25 protein-coding genes are annotated in these 20597 nt (G+C 67.6%); 9 read left to right on the top strand and 16 right to left on the bottom strand.

Annotated features, from left to right (window positions below):
* Positions 1-68: 68 nt before the first annotated feature.
* The 7 genes from VQ02_RS24665 to VQ02_RS24635 form a co-directional block, all read right to left on the bottom strand.
* A complete protein-coding gene (locus VQ02_RS24665; RefSeq protein ID WP_048446882.1) occupies positions 69-530 on the bottom strand; it encodes a hypothetical protein in 462 nt (153 codons plus the stop codon).
* Positions 531-621: 91 nt separating this feature from the next.
* A complete protein-coding gene (locus VQ02_RS24660) occupies positions 622-834 on the bottom strand; it encodes a heavy-metal-associated domain-containing protein (RefSeq protein WP_048446881.1) in 213 nt (70 codons plus the stop codon).
* 140 nt (positions 835-974) lie between these two features.
* A complete protein-coding gene (locus VQ02_RS24655) occupies positions 975-1361 on the bottom strand; it encodes a rhodanese-like domain-containing protein (protein WP_048446880.1) in 387 nt (128 codons plus the stop codon).
* Positions 1362-1380: 19 nt separating this feature from the next.
* Positions 1381-2283 (bottom strand): MBL fold metallo-hydrolase, encoded by a 903-nt coding sequence (locus VQ02_RS24650; protein ID WP_048446879.1) that lies wholly within the window; start codon positions 2281-2283, stop codon positions 1381-1383.
* Between the two features lie 19 nt (positions 2284-2302).
* On the bottom strand, positions 2303-3109 hold the full coding sequence (locus tag VQ02_RS24645; protein WP_048446878.1) for a sulfite exporter TauE/SafE family protein: 807 nt from the start codon (positions 3107-3109) through the stop codon (positions 2303-2305).
* Positions 3109-3558, bottom strand: coding sequence for a DUF6691 family protein (locus VQ02_RS24640; protein WP_048446877.1), 450 nt, complete (start codon positions 3556-3558; stop codon positions 3109-3111). Before VQ02_RS24640 ends, VQ02_RS24645 begins: the two co-directional genes overlap by 1 nt.
* A gap of 3 nt (positions 3559-3561) precedes the next feature.
* Positions 3562-3987 (bottom strand): YeeE/YedE family protein, encoded by a 426-nt coding sequence (locus VQ02_RS24635; protein ID WP_048446876.1) that lies wholly within the window; start codon positions 3985-3987, stop codon positions 3562-3564.
* A gap of 164 nt (positions 3988-4151) precedes the next feature.
* Here VQ02_RS24635 and VQ02_RS24630 point away from each other — a divergent pair, with 164 nt between their 5' ends.
* Positions 4152-4610, top strand: a complete 459-nt coding sequence (locus tag VQ02_RS24630) for a DUF2892 domain-containing protein (RefSeq protein WP_048446875.1) — start codon at positions 4152-4154, stop codon at positions 4608-4610.
* Positions 4611-4645: 35 nt separating this feature from the next.
* Here the strand turns inward: VQ02_RS24630 and VQ02_RS24625 are convergent, their stop codons facing one another.
* From VQ02_RS24625 to dsbD, 4 genes are read right to left on the bottom strand one after another with little or no spacing between them, the layout of a single operon-like run.
* Positions 4646-5110 carry a DsrE family protein gene (locus tag VQ02_RS24625; RefSeq protein WP_048446874.1) on the bottom strand — a complete coding sequence of 155 codons (465 nt, stop codon included), beginning with the start codon at positions 5108-5110 and terminating at the stop codon, positions 4646-4648.
* The gene (locus tag VQ02_RS24620; protein ID WP_048446873.1) at positions 5094-5942 is read right to left on the bottom strand and encodes a L,D-transpeptidase; all 849 of its coding nucleotides are present in this window, start codon (positions 5940-5942) and stop codon (positions 5094-5096) included. The genes VQ02_RS24625 and VQ02_RS24620 overlap by 17 nt, the downstream gene beginning before the upstream one ends.
* The gene (locus VQ02_RS24615; protein WP_048446872.1) at positions 5942-6577 is read right to left on the bottom strand and encodes a DsbA family protein; all 636 of its coding nucleotides are present in this window, start codon (positions 6575-6577) and stop codon (positions 5942-5944) included. The genes VQ02_RS24620 and VQ02_RS24615 overlap by 1 nt, the downstream gene beginning before the upstream one ends.
* 33 nt (positions 6578-6610) lie before the next feature.
* Positions 6611-8377, bottom strand: coding sequence for a protein-disulfide reductase DsbD (gene dsbD, locus VQ02_RS24610; protein ID WP_048446871.1), 1767 nt, complete (start codon positions 8375-8377; stop codon positions 6611-6613).
* 107 nt (positions 8378-8484) lie between these two features.
* On the opposite strand from dsbD, the gene VQ02_RS24605 reads away from it, so the two are divergent.
* Both VQ02_RS24605 and VQ02_RS24600 read left to right on the top strand, forming a co-directional pair.
* Positions 8485-9147, top strand: coding sequence for a response regulator (locus VQ02_RS24605; RefSeq protein ID WP_048446870.1), 663 nt, complete (start codon positions 8485-8487; stop codon positions 9145-9147).
* Entirely contained in the window at positions 9144-10460 is a 1317-nt protein-coding gene (locus VQ02_RS24600) for an ATP-binding protein (protein ID WP_048446869.1), read from the top strand. Before VQ02_RS24605 ends, VQ02_RS24600 begins: the two co-directional genes overlap by 4 nt.
* Positions 10461-10490: 30 nt before the next feature.
* Here VQ02_RS24600 and VQ02_RS24595 read toward each other — a convergent pair whose 3' ends face one another.
* The 3 genes from VQ02_RS24595 to VQ02_RS24585 all read right to left on the bottom strand — a co-directional run bounded on the left by VQ02_RS24595 (position 10491) and on the right by VQ02_RS24585 (position 12689).
* Positions 10491-10688 carry a polyhydroxyalkanoate synthesis regulator DNA-binding domain-containing protein gene (locus VQ02_RS24595; protein WP_048446891.1) on the bottom strand — a complete coding sequence of 66 codons (198 nt, stop codon included), beginning with the start codon at positions 10686-10688 and terminating at the stop codon, positions 10491-10493.
* A gap of 158 nt (positions 10689-10846) precedes the next feature.
* Complete coding sequence (locus VQ02_RS24590; protein ID WP_048446868.1) at positions 10847-11170, bottom strand: ArsR/SmtB family transcription factor; 324 nt, start codon at positions 11168-11170, stop codon at positions 10847-10849.
* A 349-nt stretch (positions 11171-11519) separates the two neighbouring features.
* On the bottom strand, positions 11520-12689 hold the full coding sequence (locus VQ02_RS24585) for a site-specific integrase (RefSeq protein ID WP_048446867.1): 1170 nt from the start codon (positions 12687-12689) through the stop codon (positions 11520-11522).
* 177 nt (positions 12690-12866) lie between these two features.
* Here VQ02_RS24585 and VQ02_RS24580 point away from each other — a divergent pair, with 177 nt between their 5' ends.
* The 5 genes from VQ02_RS24580 (at position 12867) to VQ02_RS24565 (ending at position 17604) form a co-directional block, all read left to right on the top strand.
* Complete coding sequence (locus tag VQ02_RS24580; RefSeq protein WP_048446866.1) at positions 12867-13973, top strand: RHE_PE00001 family protein; 1107 nt, start codon at positions 12867-12869, stop codon at positions 13971-13973.
* Positions 13974-14190: 217 nt separating this feature from the next.
* Positions 14191-14727: a Ros/MucR family transcriptional regulator gene (locus VQ02_RS24575; protein WP_048446865.1), complete on the top strand. Its 537-nt coding sequence runs from the start codon at positions 14191-14193 to the stop codon at positions 14725-14727.
* 184 nt (positions 14728-14911) lie between these two features.
* On the top strand, positions 14912-15385 hold the full coding sequence (locus tag VQ02_RS24570; RefSeq protein WP_083469425.1) for a Ros/MucR family transcriptional regulator: 474 nt from the start codon (positions 14912-14914) through the stop codon (positions 15383-15385).
* Positions 15386-15908: 523 nt separating this feature from the next.
* Positions 15909-17198: a TadE/TadG family type IV pilus assembly protein gene (locus VQ02_RS36010; protein WP_157080794.1), complete on the top strand. Its 1290-nt coding sequence runs from the start codon at positions 15909-15911 to the stop codon at positions 17196-17198.
* 157 nt (positions 17199-17355) lie between these two features.
* Positions 17356-17604, top strand: coding sequence for a hypothetical protein (locus VQ02_RS24565; RefSeq protein ID WP_245239838.1), 249 nt, complete (start codon positions 17356-17358; stop codon positions 17602-17604).
* 320 nt (positions 17605-17924) lie between these two features.
* Here VQ02_RS24565 and VQ02_RS24560 read toward each other — a convergent pair whose 3' ends face one another.
* Positions 17925-18671 carry an SDR family oxidoreductase gene (locus tag VQ02_RS24560; protein ID WP_048446863.1) on the bottom strand — a complete coding sequence of 249 codons (747 nt, stop codon included), beginning with the start codon at positions 18669-18671 and terminating at the stop codon, positions 17925-17927.
* A gap of 129 nt (positions 18672-18800) precedes the next feature.
* On the opposite strand from VQ02_RS24560, the gene gcvA reads away from it, so the two are divergent.
* Entirely contained in the window at positions 18801-19718 is a 918-nt protein-coding gene (gene gcvA / locus VQ02_RS24555) for a transcriptional regulator GcvA (protein WP_048446862.1), read from the top strand.
* Positions 19719-19809: 91 nt separating this feature from the next.
* Here gcvA and VQ02_RS24550 read toward each other — a convergent pair whose 3' ends face one another.
* Positions 19810-20493, bottom strand: a complete 684-nt coding sequence (locus VQ02_RS24550) for a substrate binding domain-containing protein (protein ID WP_053080532.1) — start codon at positions 20491-20493, stop codon at positions 19810-19812.
* Between the last annotated feature and the right edge of the window lie 104 nt (positions 20494-20597).

The following is a 20597-nucleotide window of genomic DNA, read 5'->3' as shown; positions in this document are numbered from 1 at the left end:
TCGGGAAGTCCGGACGGCGCCGTTCGCGGGCGCACTCCGGGCGTCGCGCGCCTCAGGCGCGCCCTACGTCACGCGAGGGTTCGTGGGGGCTTGGGCAGGGCCTCGGGGCCGGGGCCGGCACGGCCGGTCACGTCATCCGGGATCAGCGTGACGGTCCCGAACAACGTGGGCGACAGGACGGAAGGGCCCGGGAGGACGCCGGTGGCGCAGCAGGCCATCATCCCGCAGCAGCGGGTCCCGCAACCGGGCCGGCAGCAATCGTCCCCGACCGGCTCGATGCGCGCCGCTTCGGCGACCGGGGCGAGCGCGACCTTGGACCAGGTCGGCGCCTCGGACCGAGCCGCCGGCTTGGCGGGCGCGGTGACCGACGCCTGGGCCGCCGGCGGGGCGACCTTCGGCTGCGTCGCGGCCATGTGGTGGCCGTGGTGCACGTGCCCCTCATGGGCCTGGACGGCGGACGGCGCGACGTAGGCGATGATCGCGAGGATCATCGCCGCCATCAGGCGCACGATTTGCCGGTCGAGGCTCATGGGTCTGGGTTACACCTTTTCGGATGGCGGGACTATGTCCGCGGGTGGGACGTGAATGCCCGAATGCAAGTTTGGTTGCCGTCTTCGGGTTTCAAGCTGCCGCGAGCAGCGGCTCGGCGGGGTAGCCAGCGGCGGCGATGGCCTGGGCGATCCGGTCCGCCGGACCGACTGTATCCGAAACGGATACAAGCTTGGCCCCCAGGTCGACCTCGACCCGGGCATTCGGCTCGACGGTCTGCACGGCGCGGGTAACCGACTTGGCGCAGCCGCCGCAGCCCATTTTCTCGACCTTGTAGCGATACATGACGCTCTCCCTTCAGTGGCGTCACGTCGAGATGGGGCTTCCCATGATGGGAAGGTCAAGGGTCGGCCTTCGTCCCCTATTACTACCTCGGCTCTAGATGATCCGTTCGGTAGATCAGGAGTGGAACATGACGGCCTTGTTCACACCCGCTCAACCGGTGCTCCCGCTTTCTCCAGCGCGGAGAAGCCCCCAGCGACGTGGGCGACTGACCTGAGCCCCATGTCCTTGAGGGTCTTGGCGGCCAGGGCCGATCGGTTGCCCGAGCCGCAGTAGAGAACCAGCCTCCGATCATCCCGAAGCTCGGCCTTGTGCGTCGGGCTCGCCGGGTCGGCCTGGAACTCTAGGAAGCCGCGCGGCACATGGACCGCGCCGGCGATCCTGCCGGTCTTGGCCAGTTCCTCGCCTTCCCTAACGTCAACGAGCACCGTGCCCGGCTCACCGAGGCAAGCCAGCGCCTCCTCGGCCGACAGGGTCTCCACCTCGCGGTTGGCTTCCGCCACCAGGTCCTTCGCGTTCTTCATAATCATAGCTTCCCCATCACGCGCCCTAGGCCGCGCCGTCGAGGGCGTCCAGCGGGATCTTCAGGTAACGCCTGCCGTTCGCCTCGGGCTCGGGCAGGCGGCCGCCACGGATGTTCACCTGCAGGGAATGCAGGATGAGCTTGGGCATCGGAAGCTCGCGGTCGCGGGCCTTGCGCATGCGGACGAATGCCTCCTCGCTCGGGGTCTCGACCAGGTGCGGGTTCTCGGCCCGCTGCCGGGCGACCGTGCTCTCCCACGCCGCCTCGCGCCCATCCGGGCGGTAATCGTGCCCGGTGAACAGCCGCGTCTCGTCCGGCAGCGCCATGATGCGCTGGATGCTGCGCCAGAGCGCGTGGGCGTCGCCGCCCGGGAAGTCGGCCCGCGCCGACCCGCTGTCGGGCATGAATAGGGTGTCGTGAATGAAGGCGGCGTCGCCGACCCGGTAGGCGATGGAGGCCAGCGTGTGGCCCGGCGTGAACATCACCTCGACGTCGAGGTTGCCAATCCGGAAGCGCTCGCCCTCGGCGAAGAGCCGGTCCCACTGCGAGCCGTCCGTCCGGAACGCGTCGGGCAGGTTGTAGAGCCCCTTCCAGAGCCGCTGCACCTCGATGACCGTCTCGCCGATGGCGGTCGGGATGCCAGTCTTGTCGTGCAGGTAGCCGGCGGCCGAGAAGTGGTCGGCGTGCGGGTGGGTGTCGAGGATCCACTCCAACTCGTAGCCCTCGCGCTCGATATGGGCGAGCAGGGCGTCGGCGGAGCGGGTGGCGGTCGCCCCAGACTTCGGGTCGAAGTCGAGCACCGGGTCGATAATGGCGCAGCGCTTCGTCTCGGGATCGGCAACGACGTACTGGATGCTGCCGGTCGTCTCGTCGTGGAAGCCGGTCACGATGGGTCGACCGCGCAACGACGGGATGGTCTGGTCGGACATGGATCTCCTCCTTCCGAGTTCAGGTTGTGGCTCCGAGGAGCGGCAGGGCCCCGCGGGCGACCACGTAGAGGCCGACCAGGATCACGAGGCCGGCGAAGGTGAGGGCCAGGGCGCGCTTGTGCTGGCTGAGCCGTCGGCCGAGGCCGGCACCGACGAGGCCGCCGAGCACGCCGCCCAGGATGAATAGGCCAGCCAACGGCCAGTCGATCAGGCCTGAGACGGCGTAGCTTGCCGCGGTGGCGGCCCCGAAGGCGCTGACCGCGACCAGCGAGGTGCCGATGGCCATCGGCAGCGGCATCGAGGTCGCCAGCATCAGGCCCGGCACGATCAGGAATCCCCCGCCGATGCCGAAGAAACCGGAGAACAGGCCCACCGCGAAGCCGATGCCGAGCAGCCAGGGCAGGAGCACCGGGGCGCTGGCCTTGGTAAGGCGCACCTCCGGATCGCCCTCGCCGCGCCGCTTGCGCAGCATCAGCCCCCCGACCACGAGCATGACCACCCCGAACAGCGCCAGCAGGCTCTGCCCATCGACCGCCTTGGCTGCCGCCGAGCCGGCGAGCGCGCCAAGAATGCCTGCGAGCGAGAACGCCACCGCGCAGCGCCACTTCACGTTTCCGGCCCGCCATTGCGGAACGAGATTGCCGGCCGCGCTGACCGAGACCGCCAGGGCACTGGTGCCGATCGCCACATGGGGCGAGCTCACCCCGACCACGTAGGTCAGGAGCGGGACCGCCAGGATCGAACCGCCCCCGCCGACGAGGCCGAGGATCAGGCCGACGACCCCGCCCGAGCCGGTCGCGAGACCGGATGTGAGCAAGCCGGGCATCACGCGTCGGCTCCCCGGCCTGCCTTCGGGTTCGAGGTCGCCGGGGGCACGAGGCGGAACATCAGCATGCCCACGGCCATGGCGGCCACGAAGGTCGCGGCGGGGGCCGGCACCACCGAGAGGATGGTCAGGGCGGGTCCGGGGCAGAGGCCGACCAGACCCCAGCCGACGCCGAAGAGCGCGGCGCCGACGAGCAGGCTTGGGTCGAGGTCGCGCCGGGTCGGGATCTCCAATCGGGGGGCGAGCACCGGCCGGCCGCGCCGTCGCGCGACGCGGTAGCCGGCGGCCGAGACAGCGACGGCGCCCGCCATGACAAAGGCAAGGCTCGGATCCCAGCGTCCGGTCACGTCGAGGAAGGCGAGGACTTTCGCCGGGTTGGCCATGCCGGAAACGAGCAGCCCGATCCCGAACAGCAGGCCGACGGCGAAGGCGGAGACGGTCTTGGCCATGGCTCAGGCTCCGAGCAGGTGACGGGTGACGAGGACGGTCAGGATGGCGACGGCCATGAACGTGCCGGTCGCGATCAGCGAGCGGCGGGAGCCGCGACCGATGCCGCAGACGCCGTGACCGCTGGTACAGCCGGCCCCGAGGCGTGCACCGAACCCGACGAGCAGACCCGCGACCACGAGGAGCGGAAACGAGGCGTCGACCGCCACCGCCGGCAGGCTCCCGCCCGAGCCGGCGTAGACCAACGGTGCCAGAACCAGGCCGGCCAGGAAGGCGGCTCGCCAGCCGGTCTCGCGCGAAGGCGAGGCGAGCAGGCCGCCGAGGATACCGCTGATGCCGGCGATGCGTCCGTTGAGGAGCAGGAGCAGGGCCGCGGAAGCGCCGATCAGGCTGCCGCCGAGGAGGGCGCTCAATGGCTTGAAGCTGTCCATGGTCAGTCACTCCCGACGCGCGGCAAGGGGCACACCCGTGGGCAATGCATGATCCACACGCCGCCACCGGGGTTGTCATGGACGGGGTCCATCCCCGAACCACGCTAGAATTAGACGATGCTTAATTAGTGATATCTAATATAATGTCAAGAGCGAGGCGGTCGATGATTCCTGGAACAGCGGAGCGGGTTTCGCTTCACACAGGCACGCGCGACAACCGGCGGATCGCTGCAGACCTCGACGCGAGCGTCCGCTGGCATGCCGAGCACCCGCAAGACATCGGTCGCCGGCTGCGCGAGCTCGACGCGGAGTGGGACATCGAGCGGACGCTGGAAGCCAACGCCGCGACGCTGGCGCTCACCGGAACGGTGTTGGGCTTGGCCACGGACCGACGGTGGCTCGCCCTGCCCCTGGCGGTGACCGCTTTCCTGCTGCAGCACGCCGTGCAGGGCTGGTGCCCGCCCTTGCCGGTCCTTCGGCGCCTCGGCTTCCGTACGGCTCGCGAGATCGAGGTCGAGCGCAACGCCTTGAAGGCGCTCAGAGGTGATTTCGGCCCTATCGGACCGGGTCCGGGTGACCACGACAGCCGGGCAAGCCACGCCCTCATGGCAGCTAGGCTCTGACGAGAGAGCGCCGGAACGGCTTCCCGTTCCCCGCGCTACGGGTGGATGTAGGCGAACCCCATGCCCTGCAGGCGCGCCAACTCGGCAACGCCGCTCGGCACGATGTCGTCCTCGCCCACCGCATAGAGAGCGCCGCGGTCGATCTTCCGCTCCCTCAGGGTATTGGCGCAGACCAGGAATCTGACGCCTGCAGCCTTGAGGGCGTCGATGCGTCCGGCGAGTTCCTTGTCCTCGGCGGCGGCCTGGAACAGAGCCAACCCGTCGCCGAGGCTGACCACGCGGATCTCGACGTGATCCTTGCCCACGGCGTCGACGTGGTTCCGCAGGTTGCCGAGCAGGCGCTTGAAGTAGGCGACTCCGTCGGGGCCGCCGCCGTTATGATAGACCACCTTCTGGTTGGCGTAGTACCCGGCCGGAGCTTCCGAGCCGGCGTGGGCGGCCCCCATGCCGAGGGTTGCGAGAAGGACCGCGAGCGCCAGGCTCCTAAAGACCGTCGTCATCCGGCTCTCCGTCGTCGGTGAATGGCTCCGGCGCCTCCGAGGCGCGGGCGGACAGGCTATCGAGCCGCGCATGGTCGAGGCCGTCGTCCGGCTCCGGTCCGGCCGACGCGCCGCTCCCGAGGCTGCCGGTCGTCTTGGGCGCGACTTGCCGCGTGGCGTGGCTGGTGCCTCGTGACCCGAGCACCACGACCTTGGTGCCGGTGGGCACGCGCCGGTGCAGGTCGATCACGTCCTGGTTCAGCATGCGGATGCACCCCGAGGAGACCGCCTCGCCGATGCTCCAGGGCTCCGTGGTGCCGTGGATCCGGTAAAGCGTGTCCTTGCCGTCCTTGAACAGGTAGAGCGCACGCGCCCCGAGCGGGTTCCTGTCGCCGCCGGGCATGCCGCTGGCCCAGCGCCCGTTGCGGGCCGGGTCACGCCGGATCATGTCGGGCGTCGGCGTCCAGCGCGGCCAGGATGCCTTGCGGGCGACCGTCGCCTCGCCGGTGAACTCGAAGCCGGCCTTGCCGACCCCGACGCCGTAGCGCATCGCCTTGCCGCCCTCCAAGACGAGGTAGAGGAAGCGTCTGTAGGGATCGACGACGAGGGTGCCGGGTGGCTCCTTCGTGGGGTAATCGACGACCTGGCGGACATTGCGGGCCTTGAGCTCACGTGGATCGACCGCCTCGACGGTGAAGGGCTCGTCCGTGATGGCCGCGTATCGGCGCAGGGCATCCGGGGCGATCTGCGGCCGGGCCTCCGCGACCGGGGCCGGCGCACCCATCGAGGCCGTGCAGGCGCCAAGCGCCGAGGCGAGCGCCATCAGCGCCGATAGACGTGAGACCCGCCGCATCACGAGCGACCCTTGGCGCGCGCCTGGGCCACAGCCTGCTTGAAGCCGTCGTAGTCGAGCGCCGCAGCGACCTTCAGCGGGCCGATCAGGAAGACCGGCGTGCCCTGCAGGCCGAGGGCATCGGCCTGGTCGAGGTTGCGCTGGAGCAAGGCGCCGATCTCGGCTTGGTGAGCCCGCCGGTCCTCCTCCAGGCGGGCCATGTCGACGCCCGAGGCGGCCACTGCCTCCAGCATTCGCTCCTTCGGGATCTTGCGGCCTGGGATGGCCATGAGGGCCCTGTGCACGGCGTCGTAGCGGCCCTGGTACTTCGCCGCGAGGGCGAGCTGGGCGCCGTAGACGGAAGCGTCGCCGAGGATCGGCCAGTCCTTGTGGACGAGGCGGATGCGCCCGTCCGCCTTCACCAGGCGGGTGAGGTCGGGCTCGGCCTTCTTGCAGAAGGGGCAGTTGTAATCGAGGAAGGCGACGATGGTCAGGTCGCCCTTCGGGTTGCCCGAGACCGGCGCTTCCGAGTCGTTGAGGATGGCGTTCGCATCAATGCCTTGAGCGAAGGCCTCCTCCGTATGCGGCGCCAGCGAGAGCAGGGCGGGCGCGAGCGCGACGGCGGGCAGAAGGGCGAGCAGGGTCCTGCGGTCCATGACGATCTCCGTGGGGTTATCGAAAGTGGGGGCTCAGGCGCCGACCAGGGCGAGGCGGCGCGTCAGGTCCTCAACCGTGAGCTCTCCCTCGGTGCGGGCCTCCCGGACCTCGTCACCGTCGGGGCGCATCAGGATGAGGGTCGGCGGACCGACGACCTCAAACCGCTGCATCAGAGCCCGGGTGTCGGCGTCGTCGCGGGTGACGTCGGCCCTGATGACGGAGACGGCCTTCAGGCGCTCCCGGATGCCGGCGTCCGCCAGGACCGTCCGCTCGTTGGTCTTGCAGACGGTGCACCAGTCGGCGGCGAACTCGACGAGTACCGGCTTGCCCGCGGCGCGGGCGGCCTGAAGGGCGGTCTCGAAGGCAGGCAGCGAGGCCACGACGCGGGTGTTGGAGGCGTGCACGGCTTGGGCCTGGCCGAAGCCGGCGAGCGGCCGGAGCGGGTCGGTCCCACCCGCCGAGGCGCCGACGACGAGGGCGCAGCCATAGGTCACCGCGACGATGCCGACGCTCTTGCCCAGCCGGCCTCCGGCACCGGCCGGGAGGGCGTCGAAGGCACCGACGAACACGCCGACGCCGACGGCCAACAGGCCCCAGAGCGCGAGCGTAACCTCGGGTGGCATGAGGCGGGAGACCATCGTGATGGCCAACCCGAGAAACACGACACCGAAGGCCTGCTTGGCGGAAACGAGCCAAGGGCCGGACTCCGGCAGGATCCCCGCCCCGAACGTCCCGAACGCGACCAGCGGCAGACCCATGCCGAGGCCGAGCGCGAACAGGGCGGAGGCGCCGCGTGCCACGTCCCCGGTTTGGGCGACGTAGAGCAGGGCCGCGGCGAGCGGCGGCGTCACGCAGGGCCCCACGATCAGGGCAGAGGTGAAGCCCATGACGGCAGCGCCGCCGAGCGCGCCGAGCCTGCGCCCGCTCAGGCGGGACAGGCGGGTGGCGGCGCCGGCCGGCAGCGCGATGTCGAACGCACCGAACATCGACAGCGCCAGGGCGGCGAAAGTCACGGCGAGCAGTCCCAGCGCGACGGGAGTCTGGAGCGCGACCTGGAGGTTGCGTCCGGACCATGCCGCGGCCACGCCGAGCGTGCCGTAGGCCAGCGCCATCGCGAGCGCGTAGGTGCCGGACAGGACGAAACCGCGCGCGGCCGAGAGGCGCCCCCCGGAGCGCGTCAGCATACCGGCCAACACCGGGACCATCGGGAGCACGCACGGGGTGAAGGCCAGGAGCAGGCCGAGCCCGAGGAACGTCGCCAGGACGCCCGCGAGATTGCCGGAGAGCAGGGCTCTTCCGGTCTCAGGCTTCGTGTCGGCCGGGGGCGCACTCGCGGACACCGCTGGGTTCGCCGGAACGGCCGCCGCTTGCGGACCCGGCGCAGGCACCTCGACGACCCGGGTGACCGGCGGGTAGCAGATGCCCTTCTCGGCACAGCCCTGGTAGGTGACGCGCACGTCGCGCACCCCCGCGAGCGCGGCGCCCGGCACGACGGCCTCGGCCGCGCCGTGGTAGACCTCGGTCGCCCCGAAGTTCGGGTCGTCCTTGGTTTCGCCCGCAGCGGTCGTCACGGGAAGCTCCCGACCGCTACCGTCCGAGGCGCCGATTTTGTCTCGGTAGAGGTAGGTGCCGGGGGCGATGATCCATTTCAGGCGAAGCGAGAGGTCCTCGTCGCGGGTCACGTCGAGAGTGAACGGCGCCTGCCGTGCGGCGGGCTCGCGGCAATGACCCGGCGACCACAGCGATGACCCCGCCCAGACCAGGACGGCGAGGATGACGTTGGCGAGAACGTTCGGCATGAGCGGGCGGGTTCCGGGCTCGGATCGGTCCGCCGCCGGTCGGAAACGTAGCTTAAGCCAGGCTTAAGCCTGGCCCGGAGGGTGCCAGGCAGCCAACGGAGACACGCATGCGCATCCTCGTCGTCGAGGACGACCCCATCCTCTCGGACGGCCTCAGGGCCGGGCTCGGGCTGTCCGGCGCGACCGTCGAGTGCGTCGTCACCTGCGCGGACGCCGAGGCCGCCCTCGCCGCGAGCGGCTTCGGCGCCGTGGTGCTCGACCTGATGCTGCCCGACGGGTCCGGGCTCGACGTGCTGCGTGGGCTGCGCGAGCGGGGCGACCGCACGCCGGTTGTCCTGCTCACGGCCCGGGATGCGGTGGCGGACCGAATCGCAGGGCTCGACGGCGGGGCCGACGACTACCTCGGCAAGCCCTTCGACCTCGACGAGCTCTCGGCCCGCATCCGCGCCGTCGTCCGGCGGGCGTCAGGACGGGCCGCGGCCTGCCTGGAACATGCCGGCATCCGCCTCGACCCGGCCGAGCTTGCCGTCACGCTCCACGGGGAACCGGTCCCGGTGTCGCGGCGCGAGTTCATGGTGCTGGCGGCACTGATGGAACGCCCGAACATGCTGCGCTCGAAGGCGGAGTTGGAGGAGCGCCTCTACGGCTGGCAGGAGGAGGTCGAGAGCAACGCGGTCGAGGTGCACGTGCACAACCTGCGCGCCAAGATCGGCCGGCACGCCATCGAGACGGTGCGCGGCCTCGGTTACCGCATGAGGGCAGCCGCATGAGGTCTCTACGCGTCAGGCTCTTCGCCATTTTGCTCGTCGCAACCGGCCTGATCTGGCTCAGCGCGGTCGCCTGGATCTACCTGGGGTCGAAGCGCGAGGTGGAGCAGGTCCTCGACAACCGCCTCCAGGAAGCCGCGCGCATGGTCAGCTCCCTGGTGGGTGCGGTCGGCGGCACGGCCCCGGACGGGACGCCACGCACGTTCCCGGCGCCGACGGCCTACGAGCGGCAGCTCTCCTGCCAGATCTGGTCTCTCGACGGCCGCATGGTCGCGCGGTCGAGCGGAGCCCCGGAGCGACGCCTGACCGACGCGCCGGCGGGCTTCTCCGAGCGCGAGGTCGACGGCGAGACCTGGCGGATTTTCACGGCGGAGGATGCCGAGAAGGGGTTGCGTGTCCTGGTCGGCGACCGTCTCAGCCTGCGCGAGCGCCTCGTCACCGACCTCATCATGGGCCTGCTCACCCCCGCGCTCCTCGTCGTGCCGCTACTCGGGATGCTGATCTGGGTGAGCCTCGGGCGCGGCCTGCGGCCCTTACGGCTGATGGCCCGGAACCTCGCGGCACGCGACGCCGACGACATGAGCGCCATCGACGCCGGCCAAGCGCCGACGGAGGTCCGCCCCTTGGCGGATGCCCTCAACGGGCTGTTCCTCAAGGTCGAGGCGGCGCGGCGGCACGAACGGGAGGTGACGGCGTTCGCCGCGCACGAGCTGCGCACCCCGCTCGCCGGTTTGAAGACGCAGGCCCAGGTCGCCATGGCCGCGACCGACCCTGACATCACGAGAGTCGCACTTCGCCAGATTCTCGCAGCCGTGGATCGTACGACACGCCTCGTCCGCCAGCTCCTCGACGCTGCCCGGCTCGACGCCGCCGAGGAGACCCGGCCTCTGACGGAGATCGACGTGGGCGCGCTGGTGGCCGAGACCGTGGCGGGCATGCGAGTGCCAGCGGAAATCCGGACCGTCGTCGATCCAGAGCTGCATGGCTACACGATGCGGGCCGACCCCGAGAGCCTGCGTCTCGCCGTCCGCAACCTGCACGAGAACGCCGTGCAGCACATGCAGGCCGGGCTCGTGGAATGGGCCCCGCGACCGGGCGGTGAGGGCATCGTCGTGCGCGACGAAGGACCCGGCATCCCCCAGGAGGAGTTGCTGCACGTCACGAAGCGCTTCTTCCGTGGACGCCACAAGAGCGCGACGGGAAGCGGGCTCGGTCTGGCCATAGCGGAGATGGCGTCTCGTCGGAGCGGGTTGAGCCTGCGCCTCCGCAATCGGTCGGACCGGCGAGGGCTGGAGGCGGAGATCCTGCGAGGCTGACGCCGCCCCGGGTATCCGGCCGACACAAGACTATTGCAGGTTCGGGCGGACCACCGCGTCGGTCACATCCTGCCCCGTTTCCACCTCACGGACCCTGACCCGTATGCCCTGCCGAATGAGGCGCTCAAGCTCCTCTGCTGACAGGTAGACCTGGCTCTTGGGGTCGAACAGCCGGCAGCCGACATAGCGCTTGAGGTGGAGGATCGATGAGGACTTCTTGCCGGACATCTGCACGACGGATGATAGGAGGCCGACCGAGGAGACGAAATAAATATTAGGTTTGGAATAATTGAAAGCTGAGCCGGGTGGCGCACAACCCCTGGCGCCATCCAGCCCATTTATTCACCCGAGAGAGGTCAAGCTGCGGGCGCAAGGGCTCCGTGCACTCAGCCCATGTCCGGGCAGAAGATGTCCTTCAAGGTCCCCAGCAGCCGCGCGGCCCTGGGGTCCTCCAGCCGGTAGTACAGAGTCTGGCTCTCGCGTCGGAACGCGACGAGCCCGTCTTCGCGGAGCTTGGCGAGGTGCTGCGACAGGGCCGACTGGCTGAGCTCGACAGCCTCGGCGAGGCTCGTCACGTCCACTTCTCCGCGGGCGACGAGCAGGCACAGGATGAGCAGGCGCTTCTCGTTGGCGAGGAGGCGCAACAGGCGCGCGGCGTCAGCCGCCTTGTCCTGGAGGCGCAGCAGGTCGGTTGGCGTCACGGCATCCATGGGTCCGCATCTCAGAACGTTACAGCTACTTATTTAGGTGCTTCTAATATATTTTCAGCGAGCCGTCCTGCTGGGCTCCGGTCTCGATGTGAATCTCCGGTTCGGGCGAACCAGCCCGGCATCCCCCGCCGGACCAGGCGCTTCAGAGCCACGCTTTCAGATGCAGGTCCTCTCAAGCATCAACAACGGACCTGCCGCCGCACAAATAGGAAGGTCTGGAAATGGCGCGAAACAGAAGCTCGCAACCGAAGCTTGACTGTCGCATGCGTCACTGGGTGAGGATGAAATCGCCTGCCGATCCGGCTGTGAGTTCGCCCCGCGGTCCTCTTGCTATGGCCCGCCTGATTTCTCAAATCAGCCGGACGGCCTTGCCCCTGTCGATCTCAGCCTCGTTGTAGTAGCGCGCCGCTTGCTGCACCGAGCGATGCTGCGACAGCTGCATCGCCTCGGGCAGCGGCACACCTTGCTTCCCGGCCTCGGTCATGAACCCCGACCTTAGTCCGTGCGCTGAGAACAGCGCCGGGTCGAGCCCGGCTCGAACGCAGCGCGCCTTCAGGATCGCGTTCACGCTCTGTGGATCGAGAGCTGTCGCGCCGAGCCGGCCCCAGCGGTCGACGCGCCGGAACACCGCTCCGGTCTCGATCTTGGCGAGCGCCAGCCAGTCGAGCAGGGCCGTGGCGGCACGCCCGATCACCACGACCCGGGCGTCGTCCTCCGCCGTGGTGGTCTTGGTGCGCCCGAGCCGGATCGTGATCTTCGGCACCATGGGGCTATCCGGATCGGCCGGATCGCGCCGCACGGGAGCCTCGCGCACGAGATCTTCGACCCGCAGGCCCGCAACTTCGGCCCGACGTCGACCGCCCGACGCGAAGGCGACCAGCAGCAATGCCCGGTCGCGCGCATCGACCAGCCGATGCTCGTACAGGCAGGTGGTGAGCAGCTTCTCGACCACCGCGGCGGTGACCGCCCGCGCACTCTTGCGGGTGCGGGGCCGCCGGTTTGCCCGCACCGCGAGCGAGAGGGCGGTGCGCAGGCGCGGCGCCTTGAAGGGCCCGTCGACGCCGCGGAAGCGATGCAGGGTCGACCAGTGGGCGAGACGCCGGCGCACGGTCGAGACCGCGTGCGGACCCGCGACCCGGAGCAGGCCGCGGGACCGAAGGTCATCCTCGACGGTGCTGGGCATGCCGTGGCGGGGATCGCTCTCGCGCTCGGCCGGATCCCAGAGGTGATGGGCGAGGAATTTTAGCGCCAGGGCCTCCGTGGCGGGCCAGGGCAGGGGGTGGCCAGTCGCTGCGAGGCACCAGGCCTCGAGGTAGCCGAGATCGGAGGCGAGCGCCCGCAGGGTGTTGGCGCCCATGCCGGAGCGGGCGAGGTGTTTGAGGGTGGCGGCGTCCTCGTCGGTGAGGAGGACGGCCAGCCGTTCGCGGGCATCGAAGGGCAGGAGACCTGCCAGCGCATCCAGGTCGCGCTCCCGGGCGAGGGTCGGATCCGGGAGGAGGGCAGGGGGGAGATCGGACATCGCGGGCGGGCTTCAGCAGGGATCTGGACCGCATCCAAGCCGATTTTCGGCCCCACGTCTATCACCACCGATAAGGGAACATTATCAATGGTCAGGATAGCACTCACGCAGTGATCCAGGTGTGCGAAGCGAAATGCGTTGTCGCTTCCGTCATGACGGATCAGTACAATCCTCGCAATGAGTTACCGTCTGCCCGAGCTGCTCCCCTGGGCCGCCCTCGCCACGCCGCTGGCCGCCGCCGAGGACGCCCTCGCTCGTCTCGACCAGCTCCTCGCCACTAGCCCCATCCGCCATGGCTGGTGCGCTCGCACCGACTTCGCCGACGCCTGCGCCAGCCTCGCCCTCCACGGCGACCTCGTCCTCCTCGAGGACCTCGTCCTCCACGACGCCGGTCGCGATCGGCACGCCCCCTCGCAAGAGCTCACCCGCGCCCACGCCGTCCTGCGCACCCGCCGCCGTGTCGCCGCCGCAGAGCCTGGCTGGGCCACCAGCCCCACCGGCCTCACCACCCTGTCCGAGGATCCGGATGCGGCAGGAAGTCTGGACACGGTCCCGGTGCCCGCCGCGCCGCCGATCGACGACGCAGACGAGGAGTTGCTTGAGGAGCTCGCAGACGTCGACAGCGCCTTCGCGGCCGAGCTCGCCGGGATCGACGCCCTGATCGCTCGCTCCAGCCGCCTCCTCACCGACCCCGGTCCGGTGAGAGAGAAATCGCCGCTCGTCTACGATCCGGCCTGGGGCGAGACCGAACGCCTCGCCGCCTGGCGCCACGCGGTCGCCGACACCCGCATCCTGCCGCCGGTCCTCGCCGCCACCGTCGCGGTCGATGCCTGGACCGCCCTCGAGCCGCTGCAGCATCGCGCCTGGCTCGGGCCGCTCCTCGCCGCCGACCTCCTGCGCGGCCGCGGCAAGGCCCGACACCACCTGCCCGCCCTCGCCAGCGCCCTGCGCCGCGTACCGCGCGACCGCTGGCTCGTGCGCGATCCGCTGACCCGCTGTCTGACCATCCTCGGCGCCGTCACGGCGGGGGCTGAGCAGGGCATGAGGGACCACGACCGCTGGATGCTGGCGCGCGAGGGGCTGTTGCTCAAGGTGCGGGGGAGGAGGGGGAGTTCCAGCCTGCCACGCCTCATCGATCTCGTGCTCGCCCGCCCGCTGGTCTCCACCACGACCATCGCCGACGAGCTCGGCGTGACGCAGCGCGCCGCCCAGACCCTCGTGGCCGAACTCGGCCTGCGCGAGCTTACCGGTCGAGGACGCTACCGGGCTTGGGGGATCTTATAAGCCGCTCGCCATCAGCGGGTATGCAGTCGTGAGGGCGCCGCGCCTAAAAAGTATTTTTGCACGATGGTGACGGCGTGCGTCAGATTGCTGATGAGCAAGCCTATTTCGTCGATGGTTGGGGATTGGCCTCCGGCAGGCACTTGCTCAACGCTCGTGAACCTTCATAGAGCTTTCCATGTTCGGATCTGGATGGATCCTCGTATCAGGAAGAACTGACGTGTCGGACGAGGCCCAAGCCCAACAGCCTGAGTTCATCGATCTCGCGGCCGATATCGTGTCGGCCTATGTGAGTAAGAACAACGTTCCGGTCGCCGAACTGGCCGGCTTGATCGCCTCGGTACACGCTTCGCTGAGCGGCCTCGGTCAGCCCGCCGCCATACCCGCTGAGGATCACAAGGTCACCGCGGCCCAGATCCGCAAGTCCGTCACGCCGGACGCCATCATCAGCTTCATCGATGGTAAGGCCTACAAGTCGCTCAAGCGGCACCTGACCTCGAATGGCCTGACCCCCGACGAGTACCGCCAGAAGTACGGTCTGCCGCGCGACTACCCGATGGTGGCGGCCACCTACGCGGCCCAGCGCTCCGAACTCGCCAAGAGCCTCGGCCTCGGCCAACTCCGCCGTGATTGGGCTGACGCCAGGAAGGCGGCTGAGAAGCGGGTCACACCCGATCCTATCGTCACGGCGCCGGCCGACGCTAAGCCTGCACGTCGTGGCCGGCCGAAGAAGGCCGAAGCCAGCGCAGCCGAGTGACGTGGGCCCGACAAACCCATGGCGACGACAGCGTGCCCGATGCACGCTGTCGCTCTCGGGCGTGCTCCTCGTGGCGGGAGGTTTCGTGATCGCCGTGGTCGGTGTGTATTTTTCCGTTGAGGATGTCGTCCTCCACTGGATCAGGTAGGCGGATCGCCTGCTTGGGGTTGTGCGACCTTGTATGATGCTCGATACGGTGCCATTGCTCGATCGTGAACCAAGCCATGCAGTGGGAAAGCTTTCCGTGTCGCAACAAGACCAAGGCTCATCGGCTACTCTCATTGGACTCGCTGCCGATATCGTGTCGGCCTACGTGTCCAAGAACTCCCTTCCGGTTGCGGCTCTGCCTGACCTGATCGCATCAGTCCACGCCTCGCTGACCAATCTGGGGCAAGTGGTTGCCGACGCGCCCGAGAAGCCGGTTCCGCTGATGCCGATCAAGAAGACGGTGACCCCGGACTACCTGATCAGTCTCGAGGACGGCCGCCAGTACAAGTCGCTCAAGCGGCACCTTTCTACGCGCGGTCTCACCCCGGAGGAATACCGCCGCAAGTGGGGCCTGCCGCACGACTATCCGATGGTAGCAGCTACCTACGCGGCTCAGCGCTCGGAGCTCGCGAAGAACAGCGGATTGGGCCGGCCCCGCAAGGCAGCCTGAGCCCTTCCCAACGACCCCCTGTCGACCAGCATCACGCAAAGACGATAGGGGTGCAGACGGGCTCGACCGGTCCAGTAGGGTAGTCCTCTATGGACCGGGATGGCGGCTGCAATGGCCGAGATTGGGAGCATTTTACTTACATTTGAATGCCTGACAGGGTTTGTTGACACCCGCCGGCATTCGCGGCTCTCGCGTAAGTCGCGTCAGTCCCAGCCGATCCGCCATCGTATCAGGAATGAGTCGTTTTTCTTACATTCAGATCCAGACGACGGAATGACCTCTGGGGGTGGGAAGCGGTCGTTCGACCATCGCGAGACGAGGGTCCGCAAGGCGGACCGAAGCAGCCGATTGGGGCGGTCGAGCAAACATAGATCAAGATTTATGAGGATCGACTGACCGCGTGCGGTGCTGGACGTGGCACCTTCACAACTTAGGACTGAAATCCGTTACGATTGTCTGGTGCATGTCTTAGGGAAATTTTAATGTAAGTCACTATACCCGTACATGAAACGAGTGACACGGGTTGGATAACTTCTTGCCTTGGGTGGGATGGTGTAAACGAGCGTTAACGATTTCGTCGGGGACCGTCGCTGAAAGCGCGCTTGCCTGGGCGTGCGCATTTCGGCGCGATCAGAGTGGCGCGATCATAGTCATCCTCTCTATGGTGCTGCCGGCCCTGGCGATGGTGACCCTCGGGGCGGTTGAGGTTGCCGAGGTCTTCTTTACGCGCTCGAAGTTGCAAACCGTCGTGGACATGGCCGCCCTGAAAGGTGCCGGCGAACTCGGCATCGATCTTTCCTCGGCCACCACTGAGCGGACCAAGGCCTATGCGGACAGTATGGCGGATCCGACCCGCCTGCGCTGGACCGTTACCTCGTCCGCCGTACTCGACTCCCAAAACTCTGCGATGACAGTCAGTCAGGCAGCGCATCGCCCATCTTTCTTCCGTAGCCTCCTTCCCCCCGGTGGCTGGAACCTGAACGTCAGCGCCAAAGCCATTCGCTACGCCAGCGGTCCCCTGTGCGTGCTTGGCATCCAGAGCGGCGGTGGCGCGGTGGTTGGTCTCGACAGCAGCGGAGCCTTGAACGCGGCTGGATGCCTCGTGCAGAGCAACAGCGATCTCACCGCAATGGGGGGCGCGGCGGTGACTGCGGGAGATGCACGTGCGGCGGGTGGTGCGTCCGGCGCGATCAGTCCCACCCCGCTCACCGGGACGCGCGTCATGTCGGATCCGTTCGCCGCGTTGAACATCGCGTACCCAGCCGGGTGCGATACGACGAGTATCACCAGCACATCCTATTTGAACCCCGGGCTTCACTGCGGCGACATCAAGCTGTCTGGCAATGAAACCGTGACGCTGGCTGCCGGTGAGCACTATTTTACGGGCGGATCATTAAAAATGGGCGGAAACGCACAGATTGTCGGAACTGATGTTGTTGTATTCCTCAAAGACTTTGGATCGATAAATTTCAATGGCAATGCCGGTTTGTCACTAGAAGGCCGCAAGGGTGGGTCTTTTGCGGGATTTGCTTTAATAGCAGATCGTAGTTTTACAGGCACGCTTGAACTCACTGCGAAGAACGTCCGCAAGATGTACGGTACGGTTTATCTTCCGAACGCAACGCTTTTGATTGGTGGCAATGGCAATAAAGTTTCTGATCAATCACCGTGGACAGTCGTGATTGCTAATAAGTTACAAGTCACAGACAAGGCCACACTCCACATCAACAGCAACTACGCAGGCGCATCGGTGCCGGTGCCCCAAGGCGTCGGGCCAAGCACCAAAACGTCTGGGACGCGACTGGCCGAATGAGATTTCCGCATTGATTCCATAAGTCAGAAGCCGGAAGTGCAACAGATATCGGTTATCCCGTTCGCGCTCCTCAAGCATCGCGATTGGAGACAAGGCTGACTGCCTACCCCATTGTTTGAACACCAATCCGCGCTACGTCTCCCAGATGGCGCGTCGCGTGAGCTACCAAATCTTCGACATGCCGGACGGGCGATTTGCCGTCACGGTGACCATCGAGCCGGACAAGACGATGGTCCGCGCCGGCTTTGCGGCTCAGTCCGAGGCCGAAGCCTGGGTGGAGGGGCTGCGGGACATCATGGCGGCCCTGGGCGCACCCGTGAGCCTCGCCGTCCCTGAGTACCCCGGCTCCCTCCCGCTGGACGATGTATTGGCCTTCCTTCGCAAAGCCCCCACGGAAGCCGACTGACCGCCACCGGTCCTTACACATGTTGCCCTGATGCACATAGCTCACGTGTTCTGACGGGAGTGAGGGACTGCTCTCTGATCCCAACCGGACCTGCGAGACGCTATCGACGATGGTCTGGATGGGGTCGATTGCGGCTGCTCCCGACTTGCCCCGCGTACGTGGTTCCATACGCCGAGCCGATGCGCCTAGCCCTGGGTTTTGATTTCCAAGCACGCAAACCTTACAGGTTTAAGTGGCTGAAAAACCGTCGTTTTGTTGACATATAATGCTCCGGCGAGCATGAAATCGCCAGGAGCAGATTTCTATTTGGCAGAAAAGATTTAGAACTGGGACAAGCCTCCGTCGACCACGACCTCCGTACCGGTCACGTAGGAGCTGTCGTCACTGGCGAGGAACAGAGCGGCCCGCGCCACTTCGGCTGCCTCACCGAAGCGCTGCAGCGGCACCTGCCCCTCGACCCCTTCGGCGAAGGCCTTCAGCTCCTGCTCGCTCAGGCCCATCTTGCTGGCGAAGGGCGTGCTGATCGGCCCGGGGCTCACGGCGTTGATCCGGATGCCGCGCGGCGCAAGCTCAGCGCCGAGCGTGCGAGCCAGCGAGCGCACCGCCGCCTTGGTGGCGGACAGGATCGACAGGCCCGGTGTGCCCTTCGTGTTCAGGAAGGAGGTGGTCAGTACGATGCTGCCGCCTCTGGCGATCAGCGGCACCGCCTTCTGGACGGTGAAGAACAGGCCCTTGACGTTGACCTCGAACTGCTCATCGAGATCGGCTTCCGTGACTGCCTCCAGGGAAGCGGCTCGGCCCAGGCCCGCATTGGCGAACAGCACGTCGACGCGGCCGTAGCGATCCCGCACCACCTCGATCACACGATCGATCTCGGCAGGCCGGCGCAGGTTGGCAGCCATGGCGAGGCCGTCCTCCCCCAGCTGCGTCTCAACCTGCTTCAGTCGCTCCCGATCGGTTCCGACAGCGACGACCTTGGCTCCCTCACGCCGAAACAGCGTGACCGCGGCAAGACCAATACCAGATGTACCGCCCGTAACGAGGGCGATCTTGTTGTTGAGCTTCATGGGTATTCTCCTGACTTTCGAAAACTCGGGAAAGTCGGAGCGCGCGTTCCGTGAGGGAGACTATGGAGCTGGCTGCGGGGCGCCACAAATGGGATGATCTCGTCCGCCGATATAGATAATGTTTAGCGCATGAGAGCTCCTGACCACCTCAACGCGCTGCGTGCCGTCGAAGCGGCCGCGCGCCACCAGAGCTTCGCGCTGGCCGCGCAGGAGCTGAACGTCACGCCAGCCGCCGTGGGCCAGCTCGTCCGGCGCCTTGAGGAGAGCCTCGGCGTCGAGCTGTTTCACCGTGCCCAGTCGGGGCCGGCCCGGCTGGTCATCACCGAGGCCGCGAAAGCCGCGATCCCCGACCTGCAAGCTGGGTTCGCCCGCCTGTCGGCGGCCATGGACCGGCTGCGATCGGCTCGGAAGCGCCGGGCCCTGTCCGTCACCGTGCCGAGTGCGTTCGCCGACAAATGGCTTCTTCACCGCCTTGAGGCGTTCAAACGGCAACACCCTGACTGTGAGCTGCTGATCGACACGAGCACGGCGCTCGTCGATTTTGCGAGCCAGTCCGTTGACGTGGGCATTCGCTACGGTGCCGGCGCATGGCCGGGCTTAGCGGCTTTTGCCTTCGCGCGCGACGCATTCTTCCCAGTGTGCAGCCCGGCGCTGCTGGAGGGATCTCTGCCACTGCGGACGCCCGCGGATCTGCGCCATCATCCGCTCATCCATGACACATCGATGGCCTCGACACCGGCCTTCCGAACATGGCGTGACTGGCACCTCGCGGCTGAGCTCGATGTATCCGGGAGCGAGCGTGGCCTTCGCATCAACGACTCCGCTGCGGCCTACCGCATGGCAATGACCGGCAACGGCGTGGCCCTTGGGCGCACCACACTCGTTGAGCAGGATCTGGAGGACGGCCGGCTGATCCGTCCGTTCGGTCCCATTATGGATTGTGCGTTAGCATACTATGTGGTTTGCCGTCCTCAGGATGTGCAAGATCCGACCATTATGTCATTTTGTGACTGGTTAATCGCAGAAATTCATTCAGACGCACGGTAAGATGCAAGCCGCTCTGCTTTTGATCATCCATCCCGACTCCGCCGAGGCCCGAGGTGCTTGAGCGAATTCGAGGGACGCTCTGCGAGGACCATCAGGACGGAGGCCGCCTGCCATGCGCGGTAGACTGATTTGCTTCCGCACTCGGCATCGTCGCAACCTGCCATTCGACCGTGTCGAGGAACACGCGCGTCTTGAGCGGCAGGTGACGGGCGCTGGGGTAGAGCGCGACGATCGGTGCCTCGCCGCTGTCCCAGCCCGGCAGCACCCGCTCGAGCCGGCCGGCGACGAGGTCCACCGCGACGTCGACCTCGGACTTCAGCATGATGCCGAGTCCGGCCAAGCCCCAGCTATGGACCGCGTCGCCATCGTCGACGCGCAGGCGCGCAGTCGCCGCGAGGCTCGCCATCGCACCGTCCGGTCCCTTGAGGCGCCAGGGTGCCGTCGCCGTTCCGTAGCGCAGGAATGCGTGGCCGGCGGCCTCCTCCGGTGTGGACGGCCGACCTGCCGCGTCGAGATAGGCCGGTGCTGCCACCAGAATTCGGCGGTTGTCGGCGAGCTTGCGCATCATGGCCGTGCTGTCGGCTAACCCGCCGATGCGGATCGCGACGTCGAGCCCCTCGCCGACGAGGTCGACCACACGGTCGTCGAGATCGAGCGAGATCGCGAGGCGTGGGTAGCGTTGGGCGAGGGTGCCCGCTGCCGGCACGACGCAGCGGCGCCCGAAGGCGATAGGCGCGCTCACCCGCAGGGTGCCGGCCGGCTCGTCTCGCCCCACCCGCAAGCCGCTCCTCGCTCGCCTCGCTGGCCTACTACGCGCGCTCGCTATGGCTCAGCAGGCGCTCCCCGTCCTCGCTCGGGCTGAGGGCCCCGGAGCTGCGA

The organism is Methylobacterium variabile (assembly GCF_001043975.1).
Classification (GTDB): domain Bacteria; phylum Pseudomonadota; class Alphaproteobacteria; order Rhizobiales; family Beijerinckiaceae; genus Methylobacterium; species Methylobacterium variabile.
The sequence above is the reverse complement of the archived record's forward strand: the minus strand, read 5'-3'. Positions and strand labels throughout refer to the sequence as shown.